Source organism: Stenotrophomonas riyadhensis (genome assembly GCF_040256885.1).
GTDB classification, from domain to species: Bacteria; Pseudomonadota; Gammaproteobacteria; order Xanthomonadales; family Xanthomonadaceae; genus Stenotrophomonas; species Stenotrophomonas riyadhensis.
In genome coordinates this window covers 3,406,567-3,421,362 of sequence record NZ_CP155568.1, presented here as the reverse complement: position 1 = coordinate 3,421,362, position 14,796 = coordinate 3,406,567, and the positions used below count along the sequence as shown (strand labels likewise).

11 protein-coding genes are annotated in these 14,796 nt (G+C 67.0%); 7 read left to right on the top strand and 4 right to left on the bottom strand.

Annotated features, from left to right (window positions below; genetic code table 11):
• The first annotated feature begins 194 nt into the window (after positions 1–194).
• The 3 genes from SriyCCGPB3_RS15975 to SriyCCGPB3_RS15965 all read left to right on the top strand — a co-directional run bounded on the left by SriyCCGPB3_RS15975 (position 195) and on the right by SriyCCGPB3_RS15965 (position 2,920).
• Positions 195–1,421 (top strand): multidrug effflux MFS transporter, encoded by a 1,227-nt coding sequence (locus SriyCCGPB3_RS15975; protein WP_350259495.1) that lies wholly within the window; start codon positions 195–197, stop codon positions 1,419–1,421.
• Positions 1,422–1,562: 141 nt separating this feature from the next.
• Positions 1,563–2,459 carry a siderophore-interacting protein gene (locus SriyCCGPB3_RS15970; protein ID WP_110713154.1) on the top strand — a complete coding sequence of 299 codons (897 nt, stop codon included), beginning with the start codon at positions 1,563–1,565 and terminating at the stop codon, positions 2,457–2,459.
• A gap of 68 nt (positions 2,460–2,527) precedes the next feature.
• Positions 2,528–2,920 (top strand): hypothetical protein, encoded by a 393-nt coding sequence (locus SriyCCGPB3_RS15965; RefSeq protein WP_180847977.1) that lies wholly within the window; start codon positions 2,528–2,530, stop codon positions 2,918–2,920.
• 119 nt (positions 2,921–3,039) lie between these two features.
• Here the strand turns inward: SriyCCGPB3_RS15965 and SriyCCGPB3_RS15960 are convergent, their stop codons facing one another.
• The 4 genes from SriyCCGPB3_RS15960 to SriyCCGPB3_RS15945 all read right to left on the bottom strand — a co-directional run bounded on the left by SriyCCGPB3_RS15960 (position 3,040) and on the right by SriyCCGPB3_RS15945 (position 9,855).
• The gene (locus SriyCCGPB3_RS15960; RefSeq protein WP_350259494.1) at positions 3,040–5,004 is read right to left on the bottom strand and encodes a M2 family metallopeptidase; all 1,965 of its coding nucleotides are present in this window, start codon (positions 5,002–5,004) and stop codon (positions 3,040–3,042) included.
• Positions 5,005–5,614: 610 nt separating this feature from the next.
• Positions 5,615–7,264, bottom strand: coding sequence for a phosphoethanolamine transferase (locus SriyCCGPB3_RS15955; RefSeq protein ID WP_164162839.1), 1,650 nt, complete (start codon positions 7,262–7,264; stop codon positions 5,615–5,617).
• Positions 7,261–8,013: a phosphatase PAP2 family protein gene (locus SriyCCGPB3_RS15950; RefSeq protein WP_164162838.1), complete on the bottom strand. Its 753-nt coding sequence runs from the start codon at positions 8,011–8,013 to the stop codon at positions 7,261–7,263. Before SriyCCGPB3_RS15950 ends, SriyCCGPB3_RS15955 begins: the two co-directional genes overlap by 4 nt.
• Positions 8,014–8,124: 111 nt before the next feature.
• Positions 8,125–9,855 (bottom strand): ArnT family glycosyltransferase, encoded by a 1,731-nt coding sequence (locus SriyCCGPB3_RS15945; protein ID WP_433963277.1) that lies wholly within the window; start codon positions 9,853–9,855, stop codon positions 8,125–8,127.
• Between the two features lie 103 nt (positions 9,856–9,958).
• Here SriyCCGPB3_RS15945 and SriyCCGPB3_RS15940 point away from each other — a divergent pair, with 103 nt between their 5' ends.
• The 4 genes from SriyCCGPB3_RS15940 (at position 9,959) to SriyCCGPB3_RS15925 (ending at position 14,641) form a co-directional block, all read left to right on the top strand.
• On the top strand, positions 9,959–10,672 hold the full coding sequence (locus tag SriyCCGPB3_RS15940; protein ID WP_110713146.1) for a response regulator transcription factor: 714 nt from the start codon (positions 9,959–9,961) through the stop codon (positions 10,670–10,672).
• Positions 10,659–11,945 carry a sensor histidine kinase gene (locus SriyCCGPB3_RS15935; protein ID WP_350259492.1) on the top strand — a complete coding sequence of 429 codons (1,287 nt, stop codon included), beginning with the start codon at positions 10,659–10,661 and terminating at the stop codon, positions 11,943–11,945. The genes SriyCCGPB3_RS15940 and SriyCCGPB3_RS15935 overlap by 14 nt, the downstream gene beginning before the upstream one ends.
• A gap of 122 nt (positions 11,946–12,067) precedes the next feature.
• A complete protein-coding gene (locus SriyCCGPB3_RS15930) occupies positions 12,068–13,318 on the top strand; it encodes a DUF819 domain-containing protein (RefSeq protein ID WP_106551172.1) in 1,251 nt (416 codons plus the stop codon).
• 192 nt (positions 13,319–13,510) lie between these two features.
• Entirely contained in the window at positions 13,511–14,641 is a 1,131-nt protein-coding gene (locus SriyCCGPB3_RS15925; RefSeq protein WP_350259491.1) for a DUF3103 family protein, read from the top strand.
• Positions 14,642–14,796: the final 155 nt, after the last annotated feature.

Genomic DNA, 14,796 nt, shown 5'->3' with positions numbered 1-14,796 from the left:
GCCGCCTTCGGACCTGGCCGCCGCGCCTGAATGGCCGATGGCCCGTCCGTGCGTTTTGTGCACTGCTGCATGGCATCAGGTGCAATCCCCACCTATGATGGGCGGATACCCGAATTCATCTGGCGCCGTCCCTGCTGCAGGGGGACCGGCGCCCGCCGTGCGTGCCGCGCATGGCCCTGCCGGACGCCTTCTCCATGACCGCCGCTGTTGCTCCTTCCACCCGCCGCATGGCCCTGCTGCTCGCCGGCCTGGCCATGTTCGGTCCGTTCTCGATCGACACCATCTTCCCGGCGTTCCCGCAGCTGGCCCAGCGCCTGGCGGTGGACGAGGTGGCAGTGCAGCAGACCATCAGCGTATACCTGCTGTTCTACGGCCTGATGAGCCTGGCGCACGGCCCGCTGTCCGATGCCTGGGGCCGCAAGCGGGTGATCCTTGGCGGCCTGGTGGTGTTCGTCGGCGCTTCGGTTGGCTGCGCGCTGTCCACCGACCTGACCACGCTGCTGGCGTTCCGCGCGCTGCAGGGACTGTCCGCGGGCGTCGGCATGATCGTCGGCCGCGCGGTGATCCGCGACCTGTACCACGGCCACGACGCGCAGCGACTGATGAGCCAGGTGTCGATGCTGTTCGGCATCGCACCGGCGATCGCACCGATCATCGGTGGCTGGATCCTGCTCAGCGGCGCCGGCTGGCCACTGATCTTCTGGTTCCTGGTGGTGTTCGCACTGGTCCTGCTGGCGGCGACCGCACGCTACCTGCCGGAAACCCATCCGGTGGAGGCACGGGTGCCGTTGTCGCCGCGCGTGCTGATGCGCGATTACGTGCGCATTGGTTTCAACCCGCGGTTCCTGCGCCTGGCGCTGGCCGGCAGCATCGGTTTCGGCGGCATCTTCCTGTACATCTCCTCGGCGCCGGTGTTCGTGATGCAGCACCTGCATCTGGGCGAGGGTGGTTTTGCCTGGCTGTTCATCCCCACCATCGGCGGCATGACCACCGGCTCGTTTCTGTCGGGGCGCATGGCCGGGCACACCACGCCCACCCGCCAGGTCGCCATCGGTTTCGTCCTGTGCGCGCTGTCGGTGCTGCTGAACGTCGGCTACGTGGCGCTGGCCCCGCAGTTCGTGCTGCCGTGGGCGGTGCTGCCGATCTTCCTGGGCGGCATGGGCATGGCGCTGATTTTCCCGATCCTGGCGCTGGCGGTGCTGGACATGTACCCGCACCAGCGCGGCCTGGCCTCGTCGCTGCAGGCCTTCGTGCAGCTGATGATCAGCACCGTGGTGGCCGGCGTGGTGTCGCCGCTGCTGAGCGCCAGCCCGCTGCGCCTGGCGTTGGGCCAGGCCGCCTTCTTCGGTGCTGGTTTCGTGTTCTGGTACTGGGAACACCAACGTGAACGCGCGGCGCAGGCAGTCTGCACGGGTCACTGAGCAGCGTGCAGGGGTAGGGCAGGCCGCGACGCCCGCAGCGCTTGCGACGGGAAACCACGGGACTAGGCTGGGCACTCCAGCCAGCCGGTGCACAGGTGCACGACAGCCAGCCAATCCGATGTCGTTGCATGAGGTTCCCCCATGGCTGCGCAGCAGACCTACCGCCTGTTCGAGGTGGCGCTGAAGGAGCGCCGCGTTCTCTCCCCTTCCCTGGACCGCATGGTGTTCACTGGTGCCGACGTGGCGCGGATGAAGACCGAAGGCCCGGACCAGCGGATCAAGGTGTTCTTCCCCTTGCCCGGCCAGGACCTGCCGCAGGTCCCCAGCGGCGAGGACTGGTACCCGCGCTACCGGGCGCTGCCGGATGATCAGCGCCCGCCGATGCGCACCTACACGATCCGCCAGCTACGCGCCGAGCAGGGCGAGGTCGACGTCGATTTCGTCATCCACGGCGTGACCGGGCCCGCTTCGCGCTGGGCCATGCATGCAAGGCCGGGAGACCGCGTGGTGCTGCTGGCCCCGGACGCCGACTGCGCCGAGAGCAGCGAGGGCTGGGAATGGAAGCCGCCGGCCGGCGTTGGCCAGGTGCTGCTGGTGGCTGACGAGACCGCGTTGCCGGCAGTGGCCGGGATTCTCGAGGAACTGGCGGCCATGGTGGATCCGCCGCGCACGCTGGCCCTGCTGGAGGTGGCGCAGGCCGGTGATGCGGTTCCCCTGAAGGCGCCGGCCACGGCCGAGCTGGTCTGGTTGCCGCGCGGGCAGGCGACGTACGGGCAGCCCCTGCTGCAGGCAGTGCAGGCGCGCTTGGCGGCGTCGTCGAGCGTGGCTGCCGACGATGCGCTGGAAGAGATCGACGTCGACGCGCAGATCCTCTGGGAGCAGGCCGATGCCAGTGTGGGCGGACCGCTGTATGCCTGGGTGGCAGGCGAGGCAGGGGCCGTGATGGCGATCCGCCGCCATCTGGTCCGCGACTGTGGGCTGGACCGCCGAGCGATCACCTTCATGGGCTACTGGAGGCACGGCAAAGTACTGGACTGAGGCGACGTGAAGCGGCGCTGCGGGCGGGGTGCGCTATCCTTGCGCCCCCCTCGCAGCGGTACCGCACCATGTCCACCAGCTCCAAGACCCGCCGCGACCAGCGCCGTCGCCAGGAAAAGCAGGCCGCCAACAAGGCCGCTGCCCAGGCCTCGCCGGTGGAGCCGCATGCCGAGCTGCGCGATGCGCAGCGCACCCTGCTGGCCGGTGTCGTGCGCCGTGATGGCGAATGGGTGCTGGGCATGGATGGCCGCATCGCCGGGCACAGTGACTCGGCCGCGCAGGTGCTGGCGCTGATCATGCAGGCCGGTGAACTGCACGAGCGCAACGGTACGCCGGTGCGCCTGATGTATTCCGATGCGCTGCGCGATGCCGCGCAGGCCGAAGCGAAAGAGAAGGGCCAGACCTTCGAAGAATTCAAGGCCGAACTGGTTGCCGCGATGGCGGCGAAGAAGGACAGCTGACAGGCATTTCGGTAGGGCCGGCCGCTGGCCGGCTGCCCGTTGGGTCTTCATCGCGTGGTTGCCGGCCAGCGGCCGGCACTACCGGAAAGGGGCGGATCCTCGCGGATCCGCCCCTTTTTTCATTTCGCCGCCGGTGCCGCGTTGGCCTGCCAGCCGCACATCTGGCCTTCGTTCTGCTGCTTCAGCCACTCGTTGACCGGGGTGAAGTACTCGATCATCGGGCCGGCATCGAGCTTGTCGGTGCCGGTCAACTCCTTCAGCGTGGCCTGCCACGGCTGGCTGGCGCCCTTGCTCAGCATCGCCCAGTACTTCTGGCCGGCTTCCTTGTTGCCGTAGAAGGTGCACTCATGCAACGGGCCCTTGTAGCCGGCCGCGTCGCACAGGCCCTTGTAGAACTGGAACTGCAGGATGCGCGCCAGGAAGTAACGCGTGTACGGGGTGTTGCCCGGCACGTGGTACTTCGCGCCCGGGTCGAAGAATTCTTCGCCACGGGTGCTGGCCGGTGCCACGCCCTGGTACTTTGCCTTCAGGTCCCACCACGCCTTGTTGTAGTTGTCGGCGGTGATCGAACCATCGAACACGCCCCAGCGCCAGCGGTCGATCATCAGCCCGAACGGCAGGAACGATACGCCCGACAGCGCCATGCGCATCTGGTTGTTGATGACTGCCTCGCGGCTCTCGGTCGGTGCATCGACCAGGCCGATCGAGCTGAGGTACTTGGGCGTCATCGCCAGCACGATGGTGTCGCCGATCGCTTCATGGAAGCCATCGTTGGCACCGCCCTGGAACAGCGGCGGCAGCGGGTTGTAGGCCAGGTCGTAATAGATGTGGCCCAGCTCGTGGTAGATGGTGGTGAAGTTCTCTTCGTTCGGCTTGATGCACATCTTGGTGCGCACGTCGCCTTCCATGTTCATGTCCCAGGCGCTGGCGTGGCAGACCACGTCGCGATCGTCGGGCTTGATGAACTGGGTCTTCTCCCAGTACGACTGCGGCAGCGACGGCATGCCCAACGACACGTAGAAGTCCTGCGCGCGCTCGGTCATCTGCTTGGCGGTACGCAGTTCGGCCTCGCGCTGCGCCTTGTACTGCGCGGCCACGTTGGCGTCCTTGCCGGCCTTGGCCAGCGCTGCGCTCAGGTTGGTCTGGTACTGCTTTTCCAGCGCTGCAGTGATGTCCAGGCTGCCGGCACCCGGGTACGGTTCCAGCTGGTCCCACAGGTTCGACCAGTCCTGCTGCCACATGTTGCCGAGCAGGTGTGCGGCGATCAGGCCGTTGCCCACTTCCGCCTTGTCCTTGCCATAGGTCTTGTCCAGCTTGCCGCGCGCATAGCAGTGCAGCTGCTCATACATCGGCTTGACCTGTTCCCACAGGCGGTCGGTTTCCGGGCCGATCTGCTCCGGCGGCATGTCGTAGCCGCTGCGCCACATCTGGCCGGCATCGGTGAAGCCCATGCCCTTGGCGCCTTCGTTCACCAGGCCGACGAACTTCTGGTAGTCGCCGCGCATGCTCTTGGTGGTGCTGTGCCAGCCCTGCCAGGCATCGAGCTGCTTGTCGTAGTCGCGGCTGCGCGCCAGCACCTGCTCCAGCTCGCCCAGCTGGCGGCAGGAGTTCGGATCGTTGGCGTCGGTGCAGTACTTGCCGGCACCGTAGCTGCCTTCCATGCGGGTGGCGATCTGGGTCAGCTCGGCCAGCTTGGCCGGGTCGCGCGGCGCCGGCATCGAGGACATCAGTTTCAGCAGGTGGATCGCGCGCTTGCTGTCCTCGCTCATCGGCTTGCCGTCGAACGTGGCGGCCTGTTCGATCCAGCTGTTGAGCTGGGTCAGCGAACGCTCGTTGGCCTTGGCCGCGATGCGTTCCGAATCACTGTTGATGTAGGTGGAGGACAGCCACTGCGCCGAGGTCATCTCCGGGTAGGCGGCCTTGAATTCGGCATTGATGCGGGCCACGAACTGGTCGGCGGTTTCGCCGGCCGGGGCGCTGCTGCTGGCGGTATCGGTGCCTGGGGCAGCTTCCTTCTTGCAGGCGGCCAGGGCCAGCGTGGCGGCGGCGATTGCCGAGGCCAGCAGGAGATGACGGTGTTTCACGGGCGGTCCTTGGGTGGTGAACGACGGCCGAAGGCTAGTGGGCAGTTGCTGCCACCGCAAGTGGCGGAAGTCGGCCGGGCGGCGCCCGGCACCCGCAGAGGCCAGAGCACAAGCAACAGCAAACGCCGAAGCAACCGCAAAAGCAGGGTATCCGTGGGATGGCGCGGCGGTGTGGGCTTGCAGGACACGCCGTAAACCCATCCATGGGGGCTCGATGGCGCCATCCATGGCGCCAGCGGTCCTGCAAGCCCACACCGCCCCACCTCTGACAGATCGCGGCGGCTGTTGGTGGGTGTCGACCTTGGTCGACACATCTGTCAGGTATCGACAAACAAGAATGGGGTCAGATCCGTTTTCCTCCGGAAAACGGATCTGACCCCACGGTCGTTCCAACAGATCGCGGAAAACTGTCGAAGGCGGGGCGGGTCCGGTGGCGGGAGTGTCCGCGGCATGGATGCCGCGGCCAAGCCCCCAGGGATGGGTTTACGGCGTCTCCCGCCACCGGACCCACCCCGCCATCCCACGGAATGCACGCTGTTGCTGTTGCTTCGGCTGTTGAAGTTGCCGTTGCCTCTGCAGGTGCAGGGCTGCAAGCCCTGCCGAACAACCCTCACCCTTCGCAGTTGGCGAACACGTCGCGGTCGCGCTCGTACAGCGAGGTCTTTACCTGCATCAGGCCCAGTACCGACGGGAACAGGTTGTCGTGGTCGGTGTAGGCCGCCGAACGCTTGCGCACGCACTGCAGGTCCAGCCCGCGGCTGCTGGCGAAGCCCTGCGAGAACCACATCGTCATCGGTACCCGGGTCTGCTCGGCCGGGGCGATGGCGTAGGGCACGCCATGCAGGAACAGGCCCTTCTCGCCCAGCGACTCGCCGTGGTCGGACAGGTAGATCATCGCCGTGTCGTAGTCCTGCATGCCCTGCAGCGTGCCGATGGTCTTGGTCAGGAAGTGATCGGTGTACAGCACGGCGTTGTCGTAACTGTTGGTGATCTCTTCGCGCGAGCAGCGGCCGATGTCGCGGGTATCGCAGGTGGGGGTGAAGCGGCGGAACGCGGGCGGGTAGCGCTCGAAGTAGGCCGGGCCGTGGTTGCCCAGCTGGTGCAGCACCACCACCCGGTCGCCGGGCTTTGCACGTACCTGGGTGGCCAGGTCCTGCAGCAGGATTTCGTCCATGCAGCGGCCGTCAGCGCACAGGCCCGGGGTGGTCGCATCGGACAATGACTGGAAGTCCAGGCCTTCGCACACGCCCTTGCAGCCGGACTGGTTGTCACGCCACAGCGGCGCGATGCCGGCACGGTTCAATACGTGCAGCAGCGACTGGTGCGCGCGGATCTTCTTCTCGTCGTAGTCGTGCCGGCCCCATGGCGAGAACAGGCACGGCAGTGAAACCTCGGTGCTGGTGCCGCACGAGTGCATGTCCGGGAAATTGATCACGCTGGCCTGCGCCAGTTCCGGGGTGGTGTTACGGCCACCGTTGAGCCCCCAGTTCTGCGCGCGCACGGTCTCGCCCATGACGATCACCAGCAGGCGCGGCTTGCTGGCCGGCGCGCGCGGGGTGGCCTTGGCATCGGTACCGATCGGCAACTTCGGTGCGCGCTGCACCGGGTTGTCGCCACGCAGTGCACGCGGCATGCCCAGCAGCACATTGGCCGGGGTGGCGAGGTAACGCACTTCGCGCTGGTTGCGCATCAGTGCCGAGACGTCCTGGAACGAGATCAACGCGCCGCCGACCGCGGTCACTGCCGCCACGACCAGGAAGCCGACGCGCCAGAGCAGGCTGCGGCCCAAGCTGCGGCGGCGCAGCTGCACGCGCCACAGCACCGCCATCGGCAGCACTGCCAGCAACAGCACCGGCCACACCAGCGATATGGTCATCAGCTCGCGGCTTTCCTTGGGATCGGTCGCCAGCACGTTGCGCAGCATGTCCGCATCCAGGTAGATGTGGTAGCGGCTCATGTAGTGCGCAGCGAAGGCGGTTACCAGCAACAGCAGGCTGATCACCACCTTGGCGTTCCAGCGCCAGACCAGGATGCCCAGCAGCACGCCGTGCGCACCCAGCAGCAACAGCAGCAGCGAGAGCGCGTAGCGCAGGCTGCCCGGATGGCTGGCCATTGCGCTGTGCCAGAACAGGCCGTTGCCGGCCACCGCGAAGAACAGGCTGGTCAGGGCGATCAGTGCTTCGGTGGACAGCTGCGGCCGCCAGCGGCGAAGACTCGCCAGTGCGGGAAGGCGGGCGGGGCGTTGGACCGATGCACTCATGCGTTTGCCTCCTGGCGGTTGGGACGGTCCAGCTGACGGCGGATCAGGACATACAGGCCGAGCGAAAGCAGCCAACATATCAACGCAGTGGCAACGTCATGCGAAAGGAAATGCGCGCCCCGCAGCTGCTGGCTGATGCCGAACACCAGGCCAGTGCCAAGGCCGATCCACAGTCCGGCCCAGCGCCACGACGGGCGCCACAGCAGGGCGAAATAGTACAGAGACAACCATGCATAGCCAGCGCTGGCGTGACCGGCCGGGAAGCAGGCCTGCGGCGCCATGCCGGCCGGGCGCACGGTGAAAAGCCCGATGAAAGGCTGCTGGCCGCCGTAGCGCAGCAGGTCCCACGGGCATTCCATCGGCACCAGCGACTTCAGCAGGGAGATCACGCCGGTACCCAGGGCCATGGCAATAACGACATAAAGCAGCGCCCACCGCAGGGTGCGATCGCGACCCTTGCGCCAGTGATGGAAGCACAACAGGATCGCCACGAGCGCTGCAGCCGTGCTCAGCCATTTGCCCACCTTGTGCACCACCGTGCGGGTAACCCAGGCGTCCTGCAACGCCCAATGGCCACCTTCAAGACGGAACAGGTGGTCGGCTACCCATTGATCGCCGCCGAAACCCATCAGCAGCGTAAACAAGGGCAGACCGATTGCGACAGGCAGCCAGAGGTGAGTTACGGCGAATTTTGACGCCAGTGGCGATGTCGCAAGCGGCGCTACCGAATCAAGGGGACGGACGGGCATGCTGGGAAAGGGCGGGTCGGGAATCCGCGGCCATGCTCGTCACCTGGATGTCGGAGAAGGGTCGGACGCTCGTTCGTGCCGGGTTAATGCTTGCCCGGCACGGGTCAGCGTTCAGTCTTCTTCGGCGGTCGATCCTGTCCGCTCGGCGTGGCACTCCGGGTCCCAGGCCGTACCGGGAAGCAGTTGCCAACGATTGCGATTGGCAACACCGATATCGATCACCTTGGCTGGGTCCACGCAGGGACTCATCGCATCATCCAGTACCAGCAGCCAGCGCTTGTCCGGTGCCTCGGCCAGCCACGGGCCGGCGTCGTGCCATTGCTCTGCCCAGGGGCGCTTGAAGCCGAATTCGCGCACCGGCCGGTCTGCCTGCAGCAGGTTCTGCTCGCGCCAGGCGACCAGTGCCAACTCCGCGTCTGGGCCGATCCGCGCGCCTACCCGGCGCATCAGTGCCGACGCCGATGCGTAGGGGTCCAGTGCCGGGATCAGCACCAGACCGTAGAGCATCCAAAGCATGCCGTGGGTCAGCAGTACCAGCGTTGCGGCGCGGCGTACCCGCAGCCAGACGATCAACGTGGCCAGGGCGATGGCGAAGGTCAGCAGGCCGTCACCCAGCACCGGAAGCAGGGTGTCGGGCATGGCCCGGCGCTCCAGCTGGGCCACGGCCCACGGGTGCTCGGTCATCAGCATCACGCCGAGCACGCCCGTCGCCAGCATCAGTACCACGCTGTAGCCGAACAGGTAGCGGCGCACGCACAGCCGACGCAGCAGGCCCGGCAGCAGCGGCGCTACGGCCAGCGCCATTGCCGGCAGCATCGGCAGCAGATACACCTCGCGCTTGCCCGGGCTGGCACTGAAGAACACCAGTACCAGTACGGCCCAGCCCAGCAGCAGCCACTGGCGGCGATCGCCACGACGGATGCGGCGCCACCAGGGCTTGAACAGCATCGGCAGCAGCAGGCTGCCCGGCAGCCACAGGGTCAGGATCACCTGCAGGTAATACCAGGCCGGCTGCCGGTGGTGCCAGGCATTGGCGTAGCGGGTGCCGGTCTGCTTGAACAACAGCTCGTGCGCGTAGGCCTGCAGTTCGGCGCTGGGCGTATGCAGCAGGGCCCAGCCCAGCGGCGCCAGCCACACGCCCGCGCCCAGCAGGAACGCCGGGATCAACCACAGCAGCGTTGCCGGGTGCGGACCCTCCACTCGGTGCCCGCGACGGCGCTGGTACAGCCACCAGCCGAACCAGGGCAGCACCAGCAGCAGCGGCAGGAAACCCACGCCCTTGGTCACCGTGCCGACGCCTGCGGCGAAGCCGGCCAGCCACAGGGCGGGCAGGTTGCGGCGTTCACACAGGTGGCGCATCAGCCCCCACAGGGCCACGGTGGTCATCCCCACCAGCACCATGTCGATCTGCGCGCGCTTGGCCATCAGCCCGAACTGCAGGGTGCAGAACAGCGCTGCGAGGGCATAGACGGAATGCCGGGGCGACCACAGCCGGCGGGCCAGGTCCGAGATCAGCCACAGGCTGAGCAGGGCGCCCAGCAACGACGGCAGCAGGAACGACCACTGCCAGCTGCCGACGATCTCGTAGGCCGCGGCCTGCAGCCACATGAAGACCGGCGGCTTTTCCGCGTAGAGCTCCACGCCGCGGTGCGGCAGCAGCCATTGCCCGCTCTCGACCATGGCCCGCGCCGCCAGCACGAAGCGCGGTTCGTCCGGCGGCTGCGGCTGACGCAGGCCGATACCGGCCGCCAACGCAGCAATGATCAGCAGCCACAACAGGGGCAGGCGCCAACGGCGGGGCAGGGCTACGGGCACGGCAGGCTCCGGGAGCAAAACAGCCATTCTGAGGTGGCGGGGGTGGGAAAAGCGTCAGAGGTGGCCAAGGCGACCGCATTCCGACATGGGCAGCGCTACCATGTTACGAACTTCCGTGGATGTTTCGTGCATGCGTCTGTTGGTGATCGAGGACAACCGCCAGCTGGTGGCCAACCTGTTCGACTATTTCGAGTCGCGCGGGCATGTGCTGGACGTGGCTCCGGATGGCATCACTGGCCTGCACCTGGCCGGCAGCCATCCCTACGACGCGGTGATCCTGGACTGGATGCTGCCGCGCATGGAAGGCCCCGAGGTGCTGCGCCGGCTGCGCGCCGAGCATGCGTCGGAGGTGCCGGTGATCATGCTGACCGCGCGCGACGAACTGCCGGACAAGATCGCCGGCTTCCGCGCTGGCGCCGACGACTACCTGACCAAGCCCTTCGCGCTGCCCGAGCTGGAGGTGCGGCTGGAGGCCCTGTTGCTGCGCGCGCAGGGTCGCAACCCGCGCAAGCGCCTGCAGGTGGGCGACCTGGTGCTGGATCTGGCGACCCTTGAGGCCCAGCGCGGCAGCCAGGTGCTGCATCTGTACCCGGCCTGTCGCAAGCTGCTGGAAGTGCTGATGCGGGCCAGCCCGGGCGCGGTGACCCGCCAGCAGCTGGAGTTCGCGCTCTGGGGCGACGAGCCACCGGATGGCGACCTGCTGCGTTCGCATGTCTATGAGCTGCGCCGCAGTGTGGATGGGCCGTTCGCCGAGAAGCTGATCCATACCCTGCCGCGGGTTGGCTACCGCTTGGCGGTGGCCACGGCCAGCGATGCCGGCAAGGATGATGATGAAGGCGCGTAAGCCGGGGCCGCTGTACCGGCGGGTGGTGTGGTGGTTGCTGGGCTACCTGGCGCTGCTGTCGATCGCGGTGTTCAGCGTTGGCAACTACGTGCACGAGCATGCCGAGCACGCCGCCTGGCGTGCGCTGCTCAATTCCGAACTGGACAGCATCGTCGAGCACACCGAGCACGAGCCGCATTACCGCTGGCAGGACTCGGACACGCTCAGCCTGTTCCGCTTTGACGAAGGCAACATGCCGGAAAGCGTGCGTACGCTGCACCCGGGACTGCATGACGGGGTCCCGATCAAGGGGCGGCAGACTGCGGTGATGGTGCGTGATACCGGCTCGATGGGGCGGGTGGCACTGGCGCTGGACATTTCCGACTTCCACGACCTGGAACAGTTCGCCACGCGCTGGGTGATGCTGGCCGGCGTGATCATGATCTTCGTCACCGTGCTGATGGCTTCGTTCGGCATGGAGCGGATGGTGCGTCCGTTGAGCCTGCTGGCGCAGCGCATTGCCGGGTTGCGACCTGGGGTGCAGGGCCAGCGCATCGAGGTCGACCCGCGTGGCAGCTCCGAGCTGCATACCATCGCCGATGCGCTGAACGACTACCTGGACCGCAACGAGCAGTTCGTCGAGCGCGAGCGGGTCTTCATCAGCACCGCCAGCCACGAGCTGCGCACGCCGATCGCGGTGATGACCGGTGCCGCCGAGCTGGCGCTGGAACAGCCGGGCCTGCCCGATCGCGCGCGCCAGCAGATGCAGCGGGTGCTGCGCACGGCGCAGAGCGTGGAGCAGCTGATCGAACTGCTGCTGGTGCTGGCCCGTGATCCGGCGCGACTGGCGGCTCGTGCCGAGCGCATTGCGCTGGACCAGCTGCTTCCGGAAATCGTCGACGACCATCGCCACCTGCTGGGCGACAAGGACCTGAGCATCGGCATCCAGGCCGCACCGGTGGACATCGTCGCGCCGCTGGCGGTGGTGCAGGCAGCGATCGGCAACCTGCTGCGCAACGCCATCGAGAACAGTGGCCGCGGCCATATCGAACTGCAGCTGAGCGCGTCGGCGGTGCTGACCCTGCAGGACCCGGGGCACGGCATGAGCCCGGAGGAGATTGCCGCCATCCACGCCCGCATGGCCCGTGGCGGGCGCGCCGATCGTGGCGGCGGCATCGGCCTGGACCTGATCGCACGGCTGTGCGAGCACCTGGGCTGGACCCTGCAGCTGCAGCCCTGCGAGCCGCGCGGAACGCGCGTCACTCTGGACTTCGGCGCCTCGCGCCCCGCCTGACCGGTCTCCCAGTCCTGCTCCGCGCTGCGGCATGACCCGGCGTGAAGACAATGTTAATCTCGACCTGCGCCGCTTTATGCGGCGCTTTTTTTTCTCCGCTCTTTCGATCGACAGAGGATCCCATGCCGACCGAACCCGCTACTGCCCTGATCAGCAACGACATCGTTGGACTGGGCCTGATTGCCGCCACCCTGGCCCTGATCTTCTGGGCCGCCAGTGGTCCGACCCCGTTACTGAAGAAAATCTTCGCCTGGGTGCCGGCACTGCTGCTGTGCTACTTCATCCCCGCCATCTACAACACCGCCGGTGTCATCGATGGCCACAACACCTCGCTGTACAACCCGGTCGCGCGCGACGTGCTGCTGCCGGCCGCGCTGGTCCTGCTGACCCTGTCGATCGATCTGAAAGGCATCGCCAAGCTCGGCCCGAAACTGCTGATCGTGTTCTGTGCCGGTACCGCCGGCATCATGCTCGGCGCCATCGTCTCGTTCCAGCTGATGAAGCTGATCCATCCGGAAACCGTGGCCGGTGATACCTGGGCCGGCATGGCGGCGCTGGCCGGCAGCTGGATCGGTGGCGGCGCCAACATGGTCGCCATGCGCGAAGTGTTCGGCACCGATGCCACCACCTTCGGCCAGTTCGCGGTGGTTGACGTGGCCTGTGCCAGTCTGTGGATGGCGATCCTGCTGTTCCTGGCCAACCGCGCACAGCAGATCGACACCCGCAATGGTGCCGACACCCGTGCCATCGACGAGATGAAGGCACGCATCAGTGCCTATGAGGCACAGAACGCGCGCATTCCCAGCATGACCGACCTGATGGTGATCGTCGGCGTGGCACTGGGCGGTGTCGGTCTGGCCCACGCCATCGCGGCGCCGCTGTCGGGCTGGTTCAAGGCCAATGTCAGCTGGGCCAGCCAGTTCAGCCTGGACAGCCAGTTCGTCTGGGTCATCCTGCTGTCCACCGCGATGGGCCTGGGCCTGAGCTTCACCCGCGCACGCCGGCTGGAAGCAGCTGGTGCGTCGCGCTTGGGCACGGTGTTCCTGTATTTCCTGATCGCCTGCATCGGCATGCAGATGAACCTGCTGTCGCTGCTGGATCGGCCGTGGCTGTTCCTGCTCGGCGCGATCTGGATGGCCACGCACGTGCTGGTGCTGTGGGTGGTGGCCAAGCTGCTGCGCGCGCCGCTGTTCTTCTTTGCGATCGGTTCGCAGGGCAACATCGGTGCGGCCGCCTCGGCCCCGGTGGTGGCGGCGGCATTCCATCCGACGCTGGCCCCGGTGGGTGTGCTGCTGGGCACGGTGGGCTATGCCACCGGCACCGGCCTGGCCTACGTCACCGGCTTGATCCTGAAGTGGATGGCCAACGGCTGAGTCCCGGGTGGGGAACCCTCTCCGGCACCAGGGGCCCACATGGAGCCGAGCTCATGCTCGGCTCTTTTTTGCCTGCCGCACGCAGAACTGTGCGGCGCATACCGGAACGTATGGTGCCCGCGTCGTAGCGTAGGCAGCTCCTGTCGCTCGACTGCAGCGACGTTGCCGGGGGCTGGAATGACGCATCGACGGATGATTCGGGGAGCCACGCTGCTGGCACTGTTGCTGGCCAGTGCGGGAGCGGCTGCGCAAGGCGCGGCTATTGCGCGTGGCGCACAGGTGCAGGCGGTGACCGAGGCCAGTGCGCGTGAGGTGGCGGCATTGATCGCGCAACCCGGCTTTGCGGACGTCGTGCGCGGCACGCTGGTGGCCTCACCAGGGCAGGGTGTGGCGCTGGATGCAGTGATGGAGCGTTTCGACCCGGGTGTCCGCACCCGGGCCAGTGCCTCCCTGGCCCGCAACGACCAGCAGCTGCGCCAGGCCAAGGGCCTGCCGGAGCAGGGTGAAGGGCTGCTGCAGCTGCGCGCCTATGTGCCTGAGGGCCAATCATTGGCGGACATCGCTCCACGCCAGTTGTGGGTGGCCAGCCTGCCGCGCGGCAATGATCGCGACTGGACCACGTTGACCGCCTACGACGCGCAGGGCCGTGCGCATGTGCTGGATGCAAAGCGGGCTCCGGCATTCCCGGTGCTGATCGTTGATGTCGATACCCGCCGTTCGGTGCAGGAGGGCATGGCGCTGGTCAACGCCGGCCTGCGTGCACGCGGCCTGCAATCGCCGGAGCGCATCCAGCTGTCGGCCGATGGCACGCGGGCCGCGCTGGACATCACCCGGCTCGATCGCATCCGCCTGGCTGACGATCAGGAGCCATGGGCGCTGGGCGCGGCGGAGGTGTTCGCGGTGGTGTCCGGGCTGCAGATCGGCAAGGCCGAGCCGGAAATGGCGACGGTCGACATGCCGTACCTGGACTACGACAAGACCGATTACACACCGCAGCAGGCACTGATCCTGTGGGGGAACTACCGCTTCAACGCCGCCAACGTGCAGTTGTTCGAGGATGACGGTGACACCAACTACCAGGACCTGCTGGTGGCGCTGAGCAATGGTGTGAAGGCGGCACTGGGCGCGTTCGCACCGGAGTATGCGGTGATCGCCGATATTGCCGGTGCGATCCTGAAGGCGATGCCGACATCGTGGTTCTCCAACGACATCGATTACCTGGACAGCTTCTACCTGGTGCAGCGTGGTCAGGCGTACACCGATCGCATGGGCGCGGCGAACAACGCCAGGGTCACGCTGACGCCGATCACGCTGGTGGAGTAGTCCAGCCGGGCTTGCAGCCCTGCACCCGCTCGATGCAACGGCAACGGTCAAATCAAGAGCGGCATTCCGCGGGATGGCGGGCGTCCAGTAGATCCGCGCCATGCGTGGATGAAATCTGTCAGAGGTCGACAAACAACATGGGGTCAGATCCGTTC

Coding starts and splice junctions, on each gene's coding strand:
- SriyCCGPB3_RS15970 (WP_110713154.1), top strand. CDS start 1,563: ATGGCTGCGCAGCAGACCTACCGCCTGTTCGAGGTGGCGCTGAAGGAG.
- SriyCCGPB3_RS15975 (WP_350259495.1), top strand. CDS start 195: ATGACCGCCGCTGTTGCTCCTTCCACCCGCCGCATGGCCCTGCTGCTC.
- SriyCCGPB3_RS15940 (WP_110713146.1), top strand. CDS start 9,959: ATGCGTCTGTTGGTGATCGAGGACAACCGCCAGCTGGTGGCCAACCTG.
- SriyCCGPB3_RS15955 (WP_164162839.1), bottom strand. CDS start 7,264: ATGAGTGCATCGGTCCAACGCCCCGCCCGCCTTCCCGCACTGGCGAGT.
- SriyCCGPB3_RS15930 (WP_106551172.1), top strand. CDS start 12,068: ATGCCGACCGAACCCGCTACTGCCCTGATCAGCAACGACATCGTTGGA.
- SriyCCGPB3_RS15925 (WP_350259491.1), top strand. CDS start 13,511: ATGATTCGGGGAGCCACGCTGCTGGCACTGTTGCTGGCCAGTGCGGGA.
- SriyCCGPB3_RS15935 (WP_350259492.1), top strand. CDS start 10,659: ATGAAGGCGCGTAAGCCGGGGCCGCTGTACCGGCGGGTGGTGTGGTGG.
- SriyCCGPB3_RS15965 (WP_180847977.1), top strand. CDS start 2,528: ATGTCCACCAGCTCCAAGACCCGCCGCGACCAGCGCCGTCGCCAGGAA.
- SriyCCGPB3_RS15950 (WP_164162838.1), bottom strand. CDS start 8,013: ATGCCCGTCCGTCCCCTTGATTCGGTAGCGCCGCTTGCGACATCGCCA.
- SriyCCGPB3_RS15945 (WP_433963277.1), bottom strand. CDS start 9,855: ATGGCTGTTTTGCTCCCGGAGCCTGCCGTGCCCGTAGCCCTGCCCCGC.